This is a genomic window from Vibrio gigantis (genome assembly GCF_024347515.1).
Taxonomy (GTDB): Bacteria; Pseudomonadota; Gammaproteobacteria; order Enterobacterales; family Vibrionaceae; genus Vibrio; species Vibrio gigantis.
This window is the reverse complement of sequence record NZ_AP025493.1, coordinates 305,220-322,126: the sequence shown is the minus strand read 5'-3', so window position 1 is coordinate 322,126 and position 16,907 is coordinate 305,220. Positions and strand designations below refer to the sequence as shown.

At 41.5% G+C, this 16,907-nt stretch carries 16 protein-coding genes; 12 read left to right on the top strand and 4 right to left on the bottom strand.

The annotated features are described in order from the left end of the window. Positions 1 to 50: 50 nt before the first annotated feature. Complete coding sequence (locus tag OCV56_RS17505; protein WP_017069091.1) at positions 51 to 488, bottom strand: DUF3069 domain-containing protein; 438 nt, start codon at positions 486 to 488, stop codon at positions 51 to 53. A gap of 131 nt (positions 489 to 619) precedes the next feature. Between OCV56_RS17505 and OCV56_RS17500 the strand changes: the two genes are divergently transcribed. Together OCV56_RS17500 and OCV56_RS17495 are read left to right on the top strand one after the other, a co-directional pair. Continuing rightward, entirely contained in the window at positions 620 to 1,591 is a 972-nt protein-coding gene (locus tag OCV56_RS17500; protein ID WP_190960450.1) for a diguanylate cyclase, read from the top strand. 78 nt (positions 1,592 to 1,669) lie between these two features. Next, entirely contained in the window at positions 1,670 to 2,680 is a 1,011-nt protein-coding gene (locus OCV56_RS17495; protein ID WP_086714035.1) for a Solitary outer membrane autotransporter beta-barrel domain, read from the top strand. 124 nt (positions 2,681 to 2,804) lie between these two features. Here the strand turns inward: OCV56_RS17495 and OCV56_RS17490 are convergent, their stop codons facing one another. After that, the gene (locus OCV56_RS17490) at positions 2,805 to 4,046 is read right to left on the bottom strand and encodes a GGDEF domain-containing protein (RefSeq protein WP_086714034.1); all 1,242 of its coding nucleotides are present in this window, start codon (positions 4,044 to 4,046) and stop codon (positions 2,805 to 2,807) included. A gap of 461 nt (positions 4,047 to 4,507) precedes the next feature. Between OCV56_RS17490 and OCV56_RS17485 the strand changes: the two genes are divergently transcribed. The 10 genes from OCV56_RS17485 (at position 4,508) to OCV56_RS17440 (ending at position 13,573) form a co-directional block, all read left to right on the top strand. Then, the gene (locus OCV56_RS17485; RefSeq protein WP_017060104.1) at positions 4,508 to 4,876 is read left to right on the top strand and encodes a late competence development ComFB family protein; all 369 of its coding nucleotides are present in this window, start codon (positions 4,508 to 4,510) and stop codon (positions 4,874 to 4,876) included. Positions 4,877 to 4,915: 39 nt separating this feature from the next. After that, the gene (locus OCV56_RS17480; protein WP_004731023.1) at positions 4,916 to 5,197 is read left to right on the top strand and encodes an HlyU family transcriptional regulator; all 282 of its coding nucleotides are present in this window, start codon (positions 4,916 to 4,918) and stop codon (positions 5,195 to 5,197) included. A 299-nt stretch (positions 5,198 to 5,496) separates the two neighbouring features. Next, positions 5,497 to 7,044, top strand: coding sequence for a Re/Si-specific NAD(P)(+) transhydrogenase subunit alpha (pntA, locus tag OCV56_RS17475; protein ID WP_086714033.1), 1,548 nt, complete (start codon positions 5,497 to 5,499; stop codon positions 7,042 to 7,044). 10 nt (positions 7,045 to 7,054) lie between these two features. After that, positions 7,055 to 8,452, top strand: a complete 1,398-nt coding sequence (gene pntB / locus OCV56_RS17470) for a Re/Si-specific NAD(P)(+) transhydrogenase subunit beta (RefSeq protein ID WP_086714032.1) — start codon at positions 7,055 to 7,057, stop codon at positions 8,450 to 8,452. Positions 8,453 to 8,727: 275 nt separating this feature from the next. Continuing rightward, positions 8,728 to 10,200 (top strand): sensor histidine kinase VxrA, encoded by a 1,473-nt coding sequence (gene vxrA, locus OCV56_RS17465; RefSeq protein ID WP_048608294.1) that lies wholly within the window; start codon positions 8,728 to 8,730, stop codon positions 10,198 to 10,200. Continuing rightward, positions 10,175 to 10,834 (top strand): response regulator transcription factor VxrB, encoded by a 660-nt coding sequence (gene vxrB, locus OCV56_RS17460; protein WP_009845363.1) that lies wholly within the window; start codon positions 10,175 to 10,177, stop codon positions 10,832 to 10,834. The genes vxrA and vxrB overlap by 26 nt, the downstream gene beginning before the upstream one ends. After that, entirely contained in the window at positions 10,834 to 11,721 is an 888-nt protein-coding gene (locus OCV56_RS17455) for a DUF2861 family protein (protein ID WP_086714031.1), read from the top strand. The genes vxrB and OCV56_RS17455 overlap by 1 nt, the downstream gene beginning before the upstream one ends. 50 nt (positions 11,722 to 11,771) lie before the next feature. Next, positions 11,772 to 12,902 carry a conjugal transfer protein TraF gene (locus OCV56_RS17450; protein WP_086714030.1) on the top strand — a complete coding sequence of 377 codons (1,131 nt, stop codon included), beginning with the start codon at positions 11,772 to 11,774 and terminating at the stop codon, positions 12,900 to 12,902. A gap of 41 nt (positions 12,903 to 12,943) precedes the next feature. After that, positions 12,944 to 13,096, top strand: coding sequence for a YoaH family protein (locus OCV56_RS17445; RefSeq protein WP_004731009.1), 153 nt, complete (start codon positions 12,944 to 12,946; stop codon positions 13,094 to 13,096). Positions 13,097 to 13,426: 330 nt separating this feature from the next. Then, positions 13,427 to 13,573 carry a hypothetical protein gene (locus OCV56_RS17440; protein ID WP_158094628.1) on the top strand — a complete coding sequence of 49 codons (147 nt, stop codon included), beginning with the start codon at positions 13,427 to 13,429 and terminating at the stop codon, positions 13,571 to 13,573. 477 nt (positions 13,574 to 14,050) lie between these two features. On the opposite strand, the gene OCV56_RS26150 is transcribed toward OCV56_RS17440, so the two are convergent. Next, positions 14,051 to 14,293 carry a hypothetical protein gene (locus tag OCV56_RS26150; RefSeq protein WP_143691575.1) on the bottom strand — a complete coding sequence of 81 codons (243 nt, stop codon included), beginning with the start codon at positions 14,291 to 14,293 and terminating at the stop codon, positions 14,051 to 14,053. Positions 14,294 to 16,347: 2,054 nt separating this feature from the next. Beyond that, complete coding sequence (locus OCV56_RS17430) at positions 16,348 to 16,806, bottom strand: helix-turn-helix transcriptional regulator (protein WP_086716348.1); 459 nt, start codon at positions 16,804 to 16,806, stop codon at positions 16,348 to 16,350. Positions 16,807 to 16,907: the final 101 nt, after the last annotated feature.

Here is a 16,907-nt window from a genome sequence, read left to right as displayed (position 1 = left end):
ATCTCAAGTATTACTGTTAACGCTCAGCCTAAGTTTAGGCGATTAGCGACTTACTTAGTAAAAACTTCTTTGAAATCACGTTTCAAGATTGCGTCACGACGAGCTTTCTTGATTTGTTTAACCATGTCTTTTACACAGTTGTGTAGAACTTGGTCAAGCAGCTGAGCACGGTACTCTTCTTTTTCTTCGTCAGTCATGTCTTCTGGAAGTTTAAGAGTAGGGAACTCTTCCATTACGTTTACACCAGCGAAAGCTTGGCTAACTGAGATTAGAGCGTGGAACTGCTCGAAGTTGTCTAAAACATTTTGTGCGCTTGCTGGAAGGCTGTCCCAAGCTTCGCGCACTGCTTCTTCAGACACTTCGTGAATAGACGTAACCATAAAGTGCATCTCTTTTGGTACGCCATCAAATTCGATAACTTGACGAAGCTCAGGTGAGATAGTGGTTAAATCGATTTCTTGTTGTTCGTTGTTTGTAGCGTCTGACATAGTATTTCTCTTTAAAAAGAAACAATGCTAAAAAGATCTGTAAAAAAGTCAATATAATATAGAGATTAGGGCATGATTTAAGCCCAAAAATGAGCTACTTTGAATATTCAACACTAGATAAAGGTGATGTGATGATAGAAAAGGGATCTTCGATGCGCATATTGCTGGTTGATGATGTTCAGCTAGACAGAATGCAACTTGCCATTCGACTCAAGCAACTGGGTCATATTGTTGAAGCTGTCGGTAGTGGTAAAGAAGCCCTAAACGTTTATTCTGGTTTTGATCCTGAGCTTGTATTACTTGATATAAGTATGCCTGATATGGACGGGTTTGAAGTGGCTAACGAGGTCCGTGAACGTTTCCCAGAATGGGTTCCTATTATCTTTCTAAGTGGCCATGAAGAACCTGAAATGATCGCCAAAGCCATTGATGCTGGTGGTGATGATTACCTGATCAAACCGGTAAACAAGGTTGTTTTAAACTCTAAGCTAATTGCGATGCAACGTATTGCGTACATGAGGCGAGAGTTAAAACAGAGTACCGCCAAACTCGAAGAACTGAACATCCTTCTGCAACAGCAAGCCAACGAAGATGGTCTGACTAAATTGTATAATCGTCGATATATGGATACTAAGCTTGAAGAGAGCATAGCGTGGCACGGAAGACGTAGTATATCCATGACTGTGATACTTCTAGATGTAGACTTTTTTAAGCCTTACAATGATAATTATGGTCATATTCAAGGAGATAAATGCTTGCAAGCGCTTGCGAATGCCTTGAAACAGCTGTTTGTTCGAGCGGGAGAATTTGTAGGCCGTTATGGCGGTGAAGAGTTTGTTGTTATCTTGAGTGATACCGATAGTGATGCTGCTGAACAGCAGGCGATTCGGATTAAAGAGGCGCTCTATGATATGAACTATGCACATGAATACTCAACCATCTCTGACAGAGTGACAGCGTCACAAGGTGTATTGTCATTTATGCCTGAAGGGGGGGAATCTATCGCCTCTATTTACGAAAAGGTCGATCAAGCGCTTTATCAAGCGAAGCAAAGTGGTCGGAATACCTTTGTACAACGCAACATTTTGGAGCTTGCTCGTTAGTTGGCGAGCTCTTTTATATATTTAAATTTATACTTCTATTAGCGTTTCAGCTAGGAAGTGTTTTAAGTGATAAAAGAAATGCCACATTCAAAGTCATTTTCTATGACTAACACATCTTGGACGCTAGCGGTTCCACTTATTTTTACCGCTTTGCCGACCACTGTTAATGCTAATTCGCTATCAGATCTTTTTCGAAAGGATTTAGAGCAGAGCTTCGCCACTAGTGTATTGCTCAATGACACCGATGTATTCACTTTTGGTATCAATAACTTTGATCCCAACAAAGTATTTAGTTTGGATAATGAAGATATTGGTTCGAATGATTCGGTGAGTCGTCGACAAAATATCACCTCCCTCAGCTTGCCTTATACATTTGAATTATCAAGTTATATTGAAGACAATCATCAAGAGGTGACGTTACGCCTGTCTGCGTTACGGATTGAGAACGATGTTGAGTACGCGTCTACAATCAAAAGCGATTTTCAAAAAGAGTCGGTTGTTTCTGGTTATGTAGAATTCGCGAATGTGTCCCAGTTAGACGAATATTGGAGTTTTAGTGCAGCAATTGGTAATCATATCTCTTACTACCGTAATGACTATGAATATCGCTCTTCACTGCTTGAGCCTATCCAAGACCAACTGGATGGTGTGTATTTAAATACTGATGCTTGGGCTTACATTATCGAGCCTAAAATCAAACTGACTTACGAAGATAAGAATGACTGGGGAAAGTACAAACTGAGTACCAGTTGGCATTACTTTAATGGCGTTGGTTGGGGGGAAGCTAATAACGGTAATATTGGTCATCCCGAGGGGTGGTATATCGCCAACGAAGCCAAGGTTTTCTATGATCTGGTACGTTGGGATAAGAACATCACATCGATGTACTCGAGTATTAAAAGAATTGATATTGGTGGTGATACCGTGGCTTCTATGGGCACCACGTCATACTACGAGGGCAGTGTAGGTTGGTTGCTTAACCCAAACATGTTCAATGAATGGGTCGATAACGTGGGAATCGGTTTTACGATTAACTATGGAAGTAGCTTAAAAGGTGGCAGCTTGGTTATCTTCTTCAACCAAGATTAAGTTCTCATTTTTTGTTCAGCCGGCATAGCCTCAAATTAATGGGGCTGTACTTGAAAGTGATAGTTATTAAGGCAGACCATTATTAACGTCTATAGTTATGTAATTCCCTAAGCGTTCAATATTTTTAACTATCAACACACAGCTTATTTCGCCCAGTTTCTTTTGCTTTGTACAATGCCTTGTCAGCAAGCTTCAACACTTCTTCAGGATGTCTGGTGGTTGTACTATCGGACAGTCCAATACTCACCGTAACATTCACTACTTTCGACGGTTTTCCGTTCTTACCTCGCTTTTTCATACCCACTTCATGATCATCAGGGCGATCCTGGCTATTCCGAATCGTCATGTCGTAGTTTTGGACTTCGGAAATCAGAGCTTGAAGGTGCTCTTTAACTTGTTCCGAATGTTTGCCTTTAAAGATAATTGTGAACTCTTCACCCCCATAGCGATAAGCTTTCGCGCCACCGGTAGTCTCTCTCAGGATACGAGCCACCAGTTTTAACACATCGTCTCCAATATCATGTCCGTAGGTATCGTTGAATTTCTTAAAGTGATCGATATCGACCATCGCCATCGAAAATTTACGCCCTAAATGCTTCATATCAACCTCTAAGGCGTGTCGACCTGGGATGTTAGTTAGTTGGTCATTAAAGGCCATATCATGACTGGCAGACATCACATAGACGATGATCAACGTGCCTGACAACGAGAACATGGTGCTGGAGATGTACTGAACGTCAAAGAAGATGAACGTACAAGAAGAAAGCAAGATAGCGCTATAAACCACAACATCGATAGAGCGGTTATAGACCAACACTAGAATGGCAGTAAGGCCAAGCAAACAAAGGCTATACAACACCAAAACAAAAGGCAGCTTGGAGAAGTCTCTTACAATAAACAGAAGACCTTCACTCCACGATTCAAAACCACCGGCATGGAAGTGAGAGACGATTAATTGTGCCCACACCATGAACAGAACGAGAACGATGGAGTAGAGAAGCATCGACTTGGAGTTTACGCCATTATCAGGGAAGGCATAAACAAGTAAGCAAGTGACAGGTACTAATGCCGCAAGTAAAGAAAGCTCTAATAGTGTAGTGCCGGTATTGAGAGGTGTCTGTAAGCGCACTTGGATTATTAGATAAGCGACAAGCATGGTCACTGATACCATCGCCATTCGACCTTGTCTGAATGTGTGGCATAGCAGAACCGCAACGCTCAGTAAAATGTAAGGAAGGTTGCTAGCAAACCCTAAATTTGAGTCCGTCACGAGAATGACGTTGTCCATACCAGCGAACAAAATGGTTAACAGGACTAAAGGGAAGCAAAATCGAAACATGCTCGACGTTACAAAAGATGATGCCATTTATGTGGTGAGCCTAACTATATTGATGATCTTATTATTTAATAATATGCGTAGGATACGGTTAAACAAGCGATTGCCAAGCTTTTTACCTAAATTAGAGCAAAAACATAGTCATAGGTCGCTATTGGTGCAATCATTTTTATATGTATTTGAGTTGCTATTAACCATAGAACGAACTACACAGTATATATGAGAAATTAATTAGTCGTTATAGATACTTAACAAAATCTGCTCCGCTGCTTTTATGTTGGTGCTGTCATCTAAAGGGCTTGATGATTACTTATAATAGAGTTATGTAAGTTCTGTAATGAAGTCATAGTAAGATTAAATAACGCCCCTTAGTTTCAACTATGGACAGTGAAACCTATAACTGAGTGGCAGGGAGCTTTTAGGGATTTCATGGTTTCAAGTAAATTCAAAAGCGACTGCGACTAGAAAACCGCAACAAATGGAGGTGTGATATGCAAATTAGTGTTGATGTACATAACTATATGGAAACTCTGGTGGGTCATGTTTTGGCTACCGAAGAATATGTGTCTAGTTATACCAACGAACAATTGGCCGATCTTGCGTGTTTGGCTTTAGGTCAGCTTAAACCGATCTATATTCGTTTTGATATCGATTTTCTTTCAGCATTGCCAGAAGATAAATTGGTGCTTTATAAACGCAATAGTGAGATCGCGGTCAAAAATGCAGAAAGCATGATTATTGATGATCGAAGACGCGAACGTGACGACAACGTACCGGTTATATTTAGTCAACACAATTTTGATGATGACGTAGAATTACAATGGTATGAAAAGCCGTTGTTGAACCGTAAACAGTCATGATAGTTTACGGTTAGTACGGTCATTTAAGGAGTAAAAAACGTGGGATTCTTTTCTAGATTATTTGGTGGCAAAGAAAAAACCGAACAAAAAGTAGAGATTGAGCCAGTCGAATATAAAGGCTTTAATATCTATCAAGATGCCATTGCAGAATCTGGTCAATACCGTGTTGCTGGGCGAATAGAGAAAGAATTCGATGGTGAAATCAAAACCCACCGTTTCATTCGTTCAGATGTTGTTTCAAACAAACAAGATGCCGATGAATTGATGCTTAAGAAATCGCAGATGTTCATCGACCAAATGGGCGACAATATATTTAGCTAACCAATTAGGGTTAGAATTGATGTTGGTCATAATTTAGAGAGCTTTCAGTGTATATGCTGAAAGCTCTTTTTAGTTTTAGGGATAAAGAACAGCTAGAAGGTTGTTATTTAAAGGATTATTTTCAAGTGGTTTGACCTCTTTGTTCGAGAGGCTCGACATTTCTTCAAATGAAGCGCTCAAAATCCATCCAAATTGTTATAAGTAATAACTTTTCCTGTTCTTTGAACAAAACGCTTGAAGTATTAGTTGTCGTTAGATACAAACGAATAAGTCATTGTGCCAATAGTCAAGGAATAGCTATGCAAATTGGTGTACCAAGAGAAACACTCGCAGGTGAAACGCGAGTCGCTGCTTCGCCGAAATCGGTAGAACAGCTTCTAAAATTAGGATTTGAAGTTTGTGTTGAATCACAAGCAGGTGCGTTAGCAAGTTTTGAAGATGCAGCTTATGAACAAGCTGGAGCAAAAGTTGTAACCGCAGATGAAGCTTGGAAATCCGATATTATCTTTAAAGTTAACGCTCCGATCGTTGACGAGTCTAAAAATGAAATCGACCTGCTTAAAGATGGCGCAACATTGGTCAGCTTTATTTGGCCTGCTCAAAATCCAGAATTAATGGAACAATTGTCCAGCCGTAATATCAATGTGATGGCGATGGACTCTGTACCTCGTATTTCAAGAGCTCAAGCGCTAGATGCATTGAGTTCTATGGCTAACATCGCGGGCTATCGTGCGGTTGTTGAAGCAGCACATGAATTTGGTCGATTCTTCACGGGTCAAATTACCGCTGCAGGTAAAGTTCCACCGGCAAAAGTACTGGTTGCTGGTGCGGGTGTTGCTGGTCTAGCGGCAATTGGCGCTGCGGGTAGTTTGGGTGCGATCGTTCGTTCGTTCGATGTCCGTCCTGAAGTAAAAGAGCAAGTCGAGTCTATGGGCGCTGAATTCTTGGAAGTCGATTTCAAGGAAGATACCAGCGCGGGTGATGGCTACGCAAAAGAGATGTCTGAAGCATTCAACAAGAAAGCTGAGGAGCTTTATGCGGCTCAAGCTAAAGATGTCGACATCATCATTACAACGGCACTAATTCCAGGTCGCCCGGCACCTAAGCTGATTACCAAAGAGATGGTTGACAGTATGAGTGCAGGTAGCGTGATCGTGGACCTTGCCGCTGCGAATGGCGGTAACTGTGAATATACGGTTGCTGATCAAGTGATCACAACGGCTAATGGCGTGAAGGTGGTTGGCTATACAGATATGGTTGGTCGACTGCCGACTCAGTCATCTCAATTGTATGCAACGAACCTAGTTAACTTGCTGAAACTGCTTTGCAAAGAGAAAGATGGCAACATCAATATCGACTTTGAAGATGTCGTTCTGCGCGGTGTTACTGTGGTTAAAGAGGGCGAAGTCACTTGGCCAGCTCCGCCAATTCAAGTTTCCGCTCAGCCACAACAGGCCAAACCGGAAGAAGCTAAAGCTCCACCTAAGGTCCAACAACCTGTGTCCCCGGTCAAGAAAGTAGCCGGCATCGCAATAGCGGTTGGTGCTTTCGCTTGGATAGCATCGGTTGCTCCTGCCGCGTTCTTATCTCACTTTACCGTTTTTGTTCTCGCTTGTGTGGTGGGTTATTACGTAGTTTGGAATGTAAGCCATTCTCTGCATACGCCTTTGATGTCCGTGACTAACGCGATCTCAGGGATCATTGTTGTAGGTGCGCTGTTACAGATAGGACAAGGAAGTGGCGTCGTCACGTTCTTATCATTTATTGCCGTATTAATTGCAAGTATCAATATCTTTGGTGGCTTTACCGTGACCAAACGTATGCTTGAAATGTTCCGTAAAGACTAAGGAGTAACAGATGTCTGAAGGATTAGTACAAGCAGCTTATATTGTTGCTGCTGTATTCTTTATTATGAGCTTGGCCGGGTTGTCGAAACAGGAATCTGCACGTGCAGGTAACTATTACGGTATCACGGGTATGGCAATCGCATTGATCGCGACGATCTTTGGCCCTCATTCTGCAGGTATTGTATGGATCATCATAGCGATGGTGATCGGTGGTGGTATTGGTATCCACTACGCAAGAAAAGTAGAAATGACTGAAATGCCTGAGTTAGTAGCAATCCTGCACAGTTTCGTAGGTATGGCTGCAGTACTTGTGGGTTACAACAGCTACATCGATCCACCTGCTGCTGTTTCTATCAACCCTGCTGATATTCATGCTGAGCACGTTATCCATCTGGTAGAAGTGTTCCTTGGCGTGTTTATTGGTGCGGTGACGTTCACGGGTTCTATTGTTGCGTTTGGTAAGCTTCGCGGCGTTATTTCTTCGTCTGCATTGAACATCCCTCACAAGCACAAGTGGAACCTAGCGGCTATCGTAGCTTCTACATTGTTAATGATTATGTTCGTTAAAGCGGATGGCAGCATGTTAGCGCTTATGGTGATGACACTTATTGCATTCGCATTCGGTTACCACCTGGTGGCATCGATTGGCGGCGCAGATATGCCAGTGGTTGTATCTATGCTTAACTCGTACTCAGGTTGGGCAGCAGCGGCGGCAGGTTTCATGCTTGCAAACGATCTGCTTATCGTAACAGGTGCATTGGTTGGTTCGTCGGGTGCGATTCTTTCTTACATCATGTGTAAGGCGATGAACCGATCTTTCATTAGCGTTATTGCTGGTGGATTCGGCCAAGAAGTGGTTGTGTCTGATGGCGATGAAGAGCAGGGTGAACACCGCGAAACATCAGCTGAAGATGTGGCAGATATGCTGAAAAACTCAAAGTCAGTCATCATCACTCCTGGGTACGGCATGGCAGTAGCTCAAGCTCAATACCCAGTGCATGAAATCACTGAGAAGCTACGAGCTCAGGGCATCAATGTTAGATTTGGTATCCATCCTGTAGCGGGTAGGTTACCGGGTCACATGAACGTACTGCTTGCTGAAGCAAAAGTGCCTTACGATATTGTTCTTGAAATGGACGAAATTAACGATGATTTCGATGAGACAGATACTGTATTGGTTATTGGTGCGAATGACACCGTAAACCCGGCAGCACTTGAAGACCCAAACAGTCCAATCGCTGGTATGCCAGTACTCGAAGTTTGGAATGCCCAGAATGTTATCGTATTTAAGCGTTCGATGAACACGGGTTATGCGGGTGTACAAAACCCACTATTCTTCAAAGAGAACACGCAGATGCTGTTTGGTGATGCGAAACAGAGCTGTCTAGGTATTCTAGAGCATTTATAGAAAACACTTTGTAATAATAATTAGGAGCTCACTGAGCTCCTTTTTTTGATTCTTAGAAAGTATCCTTATTCTGAATTGAATAGCGAACTAGCCAAAGAATTAATGGCACAACCTCATTCGAATGAAAATTGGATTAGTTAATCAACAAACGGTTACCCTTGTGCCTCACGATACTGATATTACGTAATTTACCGCTATAACTCACCACTCCCACTGTTTTCATGCGGTTAAAAATTTATCTTTGATAGCGAATGGTATATATTTGGTTGATCTATATGAATTTGCGTTGGTTTGTGATCATCAAAAGAACATTTACTCTTCTTATCGCTACGTTGTCTGTGTCAGCAAACGCATTTGCTGACTCTTTGCCTGAGCGTATCGATAATTTCACCAAACTCTTTGATCACGAAACGGCAATCGAATCTTACGATATTCGAGTGTTACAGGCGGATTATCCAACACGTTTGATCATGCCGTCTTCTATGTTGCCACAAACAGCAGAGTACCCGTTAAAAGACATCCAACGCTTATACCAGCTATCAAAAACCTGTAGCGGTAAGTTACCGTTAAGCCCTTTGATCACTGAGCCCCTAGTTTTTACTCGTGCAATGTGTAAAGGCACTAAGCTTTCTGACCGTTGGTTTAGCCGTAGTGGATTGATTCATCCTGGTGGTGGTTCTTATGCTGCACGATATGTTGAAAAGTACCCAGAAAAGTTCGACTCCTTGAAACGATTTATGCATATCCAGGAGAGACCAAACACAGAACACGACGAACTGCTTTCTCGCCTACAACAAATGGATAGCGAAGCCATCACTGCGCTGTTAGCCGGTGCGAGCATGTTTGTTGAACTTGATGAGATGTGGGTAAAGCGTGGCGACAGATATTACCTGTATAAAGAATCAGTTTGGAACGAGAACGCGACACTTGCTGGGTTATCGTTTAGCTTGTCTTCAGAAGGCAATAGCTGTTTTGTCCAACGTGGTAACGTGTGTTGGGAAATAGAAGACCATTCAGAGCTTCTACAAGTTGCCATGTTTATCTTGGTGATCGCCAACATCATGCTTGTTTTGGGGTGGGCAATTTACCGTTGGAACAGTAAGAAACAAGAGATGAAGAGCCGAATGTTAGTTCTTCAAATTCTAACGCACGAATTAAGGACACCGATTGCGAGTTTATCGTTGACGGTTGAAGGGTTCAGACGTGAATTCGAACACTTACCAGAATCGGTATATGATGAGTTCCGTAGATTATGTGAAGATACACGCCGTTTAAGACAGCTAGCCGAAGCAAGCAAAGACTATTTGCAGTCAGACAATCAACCGCTCGCGACAGAGTGGGTGCCAAGTGTTGAAGAGTGGCTTCAATACAAAGTTGAAGAAGACTTTGCACCGGGTATTGAACTTCGTGTAAACAAAGACATTGCTGCAAAAGTGAACGTATATTGGTTAGGAACGTGTATCGATAACCTGATCAGAAATGCCGTAAAATACGGTGTGGCTCCAGTGATACTAGAACTGAATACTTCTGACAAGAAACTGACATTCAAAGTTATAGATAATGGAGACTTGTCTCGCAAAGATTGGGGGCAATTAAGAAAGCCATTCGTAAGTAAGAGTGGACTCGGTTTAGGCCTGACGATAGTAGAATCTATGGTCGGTAAAATGGGCGGTCACATGACGCTTATCGGCCCCCCAACAACATTTATTTTGGAGATACCTTGTGAAACAGACATTGCTTCTCGTTGAAGATGATAAAAATTTAGCTGACGGTTTATTAGTTAGCCTTGAGCAAGCTGGATATGAATGTTTGCATGCAGAACTGATCTCTGAAGTTGAAGGCTATTGGGAACAAGCGGATCTAGTTATCTTAGACCGTCAACTCCCTGATGGTGACTCAGTAGATTCACTTCCAGGTTGGAAGAAAAAGAAAGATATCCCTGTCATTTTGCTAACGGCTCTCGTGACAGTAAAAGACAAAGTAGCGGGTCTAGATTCAGGAGCAAATGATTACCTAACTAAGCCTTTTGCAGAAGCCGAATTGTTTGCTCGAATCCGCGCGCAACTAAGACTACCAGATGCTGAAGACCAAGACGCATCGAAAGTGATGGCTCAAAATCTAGTTATCGATAAAGCGACACGAGAAGTGTTTTTCAATGAGCTGGAAGTTACGCTAACGCGTACAGAGTTCGACTTACTACTATTCTTGGCAAGTAACCTAGGCCGTGTATTCACACGTGATGAATTGCTTGACCATGTATGGGGTTACAACCATTTCCCAACGACACGTACGGTTGACACGCACGTTCTGCAACTAAGACAGAAACTGCCGGGTCTAGAAATTGAAACGCTGCGTGGCGTTGGTTACAAGATGAAAGCGTAATGAAAAAAGCCTTACTTCCACTATTAATGTTGTCTTGCGTAGTGAACACCGCGCAAGCTGCGGATTGGTTTAAGAGTAGTGATGCTCTGACTCAAGTTCATAAACATCTGTTAGATAATGACTTACCTCAGATGTTTGATTCACTAGTGGAAGTTTGGCAAATCAACTCTTCTCAGTCGCGAGAAGATCACCTCAATGAACTGTTCGATCAGGCATTGAATAAAGATTGTGGTAAAACCCTTACTAGAAAAACACTTCCAGATTGGATTAGTTCAGTCGTCGTTAAAAGACACATTATTCAAAGCCCTGGCCGAGATACCTTTCGCGTATCGATTAATGTCGAATCCGAAAACGACATTAAAGACATTACCTTCGAGAAGTGGGTCGATAAGATTGTTTCGTCGGACAGTGAGTTAACCAAAGACAGTGAAGTGGTAAACAACGCATCGGTGAATCTATATCGCAAGCGTTACAATTTAGCCTCTCAACTTGAATCCGGTTTGTATCGTTTAAGCGTAAAAGGTGATGGCGGCGAGTCTTGGAGCACTTGGATTGTTCTTGGTGAAATAGCCATGCGCCAACAAGTTCGCTGGGCATCAAAAGATACGTGGCGAATTGATAAAAAAGAACTGTTAAACCCTTACTGTCCACTCCCTAAGCTCGACATCGGTTTGTACGACTATATTGATGAACACTATGAACAAATGTGGGGCAAGAGTTACGAATCTGATTATCCAATGAACCTCTCTGGTGAAGAACTTCCCAATGATCGCTACGTCTTGGCGGTTTCAATGGTGCATTCACGGTGGCAAGGCGACATAGCGATAGAACAAGCCCAAACTATCAGTAAAACTTATGATATTTCTAGCGAAGAAGAGTTAAAGTAATTTAAAATTGTGCCGTTAACTATGTAAGGGATCTAACAAAGATAAACGGCATGAAAAAAACTACTAAACTACTCGCAGTGTCAATTGCATTCGCCAGTCTTCCTCTTTCAGCAGCAAACTACGCCATTGAAGCGCGTGGTGATGCGATGGGTGGCGTTGGTGTTGTTTCAGCAAACTTCCTAACCGCTCCATTTTATAACCCAGCACTTGTTGCCATTTATCGTCGTAATGATGACATGGGAATGATCACGCCAAGTTTTGGTGGTAGCTATAACGACCCTGACGACATGAAATCGAATATCGATGCAGTGCTCGATGCTTCAGGTAGTGATATTACGGATGGGTTAAAGAAACTTGATGGTAATCAAGCGAACTTTGACTTGGGGGGTGTCGTAGCTTTTGCACTGCCTAATCAATTTATCGCTGCGAACATGTTTGGCAAAGCGTACACCGAAAGTTTTGTAACACCAGATGTATATACGGCAGGAAGTGATACAGACAATTTGCAGCGTTCGGCAGTAGAAGCTGTTTCAATTGGAGTCACTGAAGTCGGTATATCCTTAGCTAAGTATCAAACTTTTATGGGACAGCACTTATCATTTGGCATCTCACCTAAACTACAGCGTATCTACACGTACAATTATGTTGCATCGGTAAACGACTATGACTTGTCTGATGTACGTGAAAATGGTGATGGTGACACGACGTTTAACGTTGATGCTGGTGCACTTTGGTTTTTTGGCCCGTTTAGAGTTGGGTTCGCAGCGACTAACCTGATCTCTCGAGACATCGAAACAAAAGACTCTACAAAAGAAATCGTTCCTGGACATTCAGTTGGTGGTAAATATGCCTACAAATTAGAGCCAGTTTACACAGTTGGTGCTGGTATCGTGTCTGACTATTTTACGTTAAGTGTCGATTACGATTTGAACGAGACAGAAAAGTTCACGTCATTTGATGATAACGAGCAGATGATTCGTGTGGGTACTGAAGTCGACCTGCTGCGTCAACTTAAGCTAAGGGGAGGGTACTACAAGAACCTGGCGTATTCAAATTCGGAAGGAACAGTGACGGCCGGTATTGGTTTGTCTCCACTTAATTTATTCCAGTTAGATATCAGTGCTAACTATACGAATGAAAATGCTATGGGTGCCTCAATCAATTTCCTTGCTAGTTACTAACAGTCCTTATATAGTTCTGCTCCTAAACAGAGGAGCAGAACATGCTAAACGACTTACCAACTCTTTCTCACGAAGAACAACAGAAAGCTGTTGAACGAATTCAAGAAATGATGACTCAGGGCATCAGCACAGCGCAAGCCATTAAAATCGTCGCTGAGCAAATTCGTGAAGAAATGAGTAATAAAGAAGAGTAGGGCATCAGCCCTTCTTTTTTACTAACTTGGTGCACTATAACTAAAATCTATTCCCTTTAGTATATTATCTCGCACATAACAACCCTACAGTAACCCTAAATTCCAACCTGTCAAAAAACCTCAAATACAGCTTATTCAATAAGTTACATCAGGATGATCAACCTTTGAGACTTTCCTTAGTCTAGGGTTGTAATTAAATTACAGTGAGATCTGAAAGTAAAACAATCGCCATTTTGGGTGTCAGTATTTATGACGCCTAATCTAAGCGGGTAAATATGTGGCAATTTTTGAGGCTAGTGACGTTGTGACTTGTATTTTTGGTGGGTACGAGTGTATGAATATTCACAAGCAGAGAAATGTAAGAACAGAGCGAGAGAAGTAATGACGGTAATGTTCAAACCCGTACCGCGTGTGACTGACCACCGCTTAGAGCAAGCTTTACTCGGCAAATACGCGACTTTAAGAACAAGTGCTTAGTAAGGAAGAGCTGCTTATAGAGCGATTCAGGAGCGATACGTATCAACCTGATAATGTTATTGGTTACAGATAGTGTTATTTCAGATGATGAAAGTGCGCTTAGAGGTATCCAAATTGATTAGAATTCTGATGAGACAACAAAGCTTATGGGTTTGTTTAGTCAGCAGTTAAAAATCTAACGGGTTCTTGAGTGGAGAGTTGATATCGACAGAGTTTTCGCGCGTTGATAAAGTTGTGGCCGAGAGTTGAATATGTAGGTTCAGTCCAGTCTAGCGAGCCTTAATAAAATGTTACGACTTAGTTTCGTCCGTTGTCCTTCGCTTCATACAGCACTTTGTCTGCACGTGTAATCACATAACGTATCGAATCATTCTGCTTTACACCATTAGAAGCCGTTATACTAATCGTGTTAGGCCGTGCATTTTTGTTCATAGCCAGGTACAGAACATCGATTAATTCGTGACACTGTAGCGCCACTTATTCTAGCCAAACGAGTAGAAACTCCTCACCACCCCAGCGATAAGGCAAATACTGCTCGCCAAGTGTTTCATTTGCGGTAGTGACAAATTGGATGAGAACCTTAGCTCGCTTAAAGTCACACTGTAACTCAATTCCATCTTTTGAACTGCGTAATAAGCCAATTGTGCCATCATTATGAGTGCTATCAGTGTTAACCAGCGTAGGGTATTTGTCTGGATCAATGATGTAGCTCTTGTTCATAATCTTATCAAAAGAGAGTTACACAGAAGGTTTATTGCTAGTCAAAAAATCGAGAGAAATATGTAGCGTTTTCGGAATGCTTTGTCGCTCGTGATGTTAATCCGTACACGTGATTCGAACCCAATGCGCATTACTTTAGAGTAGGTTCAATCAAAGTTAGAGTATTTGTATTCGTAGAATCGCTATACCCTAAAAATTAGTTCTGAGCTGTTCTTTATACAGAAAAGAGAGCCATTAAACCAAATAGAAGTTCAAAAATTGAGCAAAGAACGTTGATTTTGAACGTGTTTTACTCAGTAAGTCCCGTTCTTGCGGGGATATAAATTTAACTGTATGAATGTACAGTTAAATTGCGCGGGTAGCTTTTTATCATTAGAGAGAATCTAAGCCCTTTATAAGCTCTCCAAGTAGCGGGCCATCAACTAATGTTCTTTAAGTTGAATTCAACAATGTTGCACTGTCACTTTTTAAAATATGTACTTTACAGTGAGTAAGTAGAACGTGTCGAGATAACCTCAAAAATAAACACCTGAATTGTTAGAGTTATACATGATCGGAGCCTGATTTCTTTGTACATTTGAGCGCTGGCCAAGTTGAACTTGCGGCTGGTGATAAACAAGATTTGGTAACGGCGAGGTTTAAGGCCTTAAAACTCGGTGGTTCAAAGGCAAAGCTAGTACGAAGCGTAGGTTTCCACAGAGTAGGATCAAATGTAAAGATTCTAGTGTATTCGTAGATGGTTTTGCCATGGGACTCACGGCGTTAAAGCTAGAAACAACCAATCTTAGGTAGCATAAAACCAAGTATCTAGATTTCGTTTGTGTAGTTAACCTAGTCGCGTGTGTGAAATCTAAAACAGAACAGCAGAATTGCTTACAAAACTTACGCTCAGCTCTGTGTAGCCATCGGTATAAGTTAGGAGGAGTTTAACGTGTTAGATATTCAGTGGTTTGCATCAGATGAGAATTGCTTTTTCGTGAACAAAGCAACGTAATGGTCTGGCGGGCATCTGTAATGATCTAAAGCCAAATTTTAACAGGCGCTTTGTTTAGAGCTTGAAAGTATTTAACCGGTGCTGTGAAAATGGCGTGAGTTATTTGGAGCTAACGTGTAGCTAAATCCAAATGCGTGAATTTACGCAGCGCGTACGTAAAATCTACCCAGAGCAAGGTCTCGTAATCCTCGCAGATTTTAATGCCTCGACTGCGTATTATGGGTCTAAATTATGTTTAGAGGTTTGCTGAAAGCCTGAATGAAATCAAACGTGGGCGAGGGATATGCTCAATTAGAAAGGTCAGCTTGCTGGCCTTTTTTAATGCTCATCGTGAGAATCGTTTTACGATTGAAGCCCGTAATATAATTTGCATAATACGCGGGTTCTTGTTTTAACGATTAGATAGTCTTATGATTACTTGGCAAAAGAAAGCCCAAAGAGCTGTAACTCTTCAGGCTTGGATAGATTAGTTTTTGCTTTTTATGATTTTGACTAGGGCTGTTATTGCGGTTATCACAGCAGCTATTGCCAATAGTAGGTTTGTCAGGTCTTCGATATAGTTGATCTCCCTAAATTAAGAGCCCTGAGCCGAATGCTTAGGGCTTTTTTGTAACAGTACCGTCGAAGAGTCAAATTATATCAAAGCTCTCTTTAGGCAACCTGTATGTTTAAGGAAGTAACATAATTTATTGTACGGTAATCATATAAAGCATAAGCTCAAGCATTTGATTTTATTAGCATTTAATTTTCCGTAAAATATTTTGTGATACAGATCTCAAATTTTATCGTGCAGTTTATGTTTGTCTATTTAACTCGATTTTCACTGCTATAAGCTACGCTTGTAGAGCGAAAATGAGTCGACAAGCGAAGCGCGTCAGAAAGGAAAGCCTAACTTTATAGCTGGGCTTTTTTATTACTTGGTATATAAGCCAACTATCCAACCCCCCAGTCATGATCATGATGAGAGAGAGGCAGATTTTGGGAGGCAAGCGTAGCGCGCAAAACTGGCGCTCTCAGGTTCGGGTTCCTGTAACACCCGAATTAAGTCCGGAATTCCGGATTACGGTAACCTTTCCCAGTTAGACTCACCACTTAGCTCTGCTTTTTCTTGAGCTTTAAACGAAACCTCATCTGACACATTTTCCATGTCTTTGATGTTTATACCGTGCTGCTTTCGCATCATTAAATCTAGTTCAGAGAGAAATTCATTTTTGTCTAAAATGAATTTATGAAGAATTGATGTAAAAGTGACACTATCAATATACCTTTGCATCGATGCAACAGTTTTCATGAACTCTACTTGTTCGTGAGCATCAACGTCGAATAGTTCACCACGGCAAATCTCCATTTCACTAACTTTTAAGATTTCGGCTAAGTTTTTGATATTACTAGCCTTAGGCTCGTTCTTCCCATTTTCCCATTTCATATATGTTTGGGGGGTCACACCAACAAACTCTGCAACATCACTTTGTTTTAAATTTAGTAGGTCTCGCCTAGTTTTAAGTACATCTTTAAGCATCCGAAACTCCTGTGAATATCATTTTTAATAATTATACATGCTATTTTTCATACCTCGACTTTACATGTCTAAAAGTAAAGTTTAAGCTGTGATAAATCATA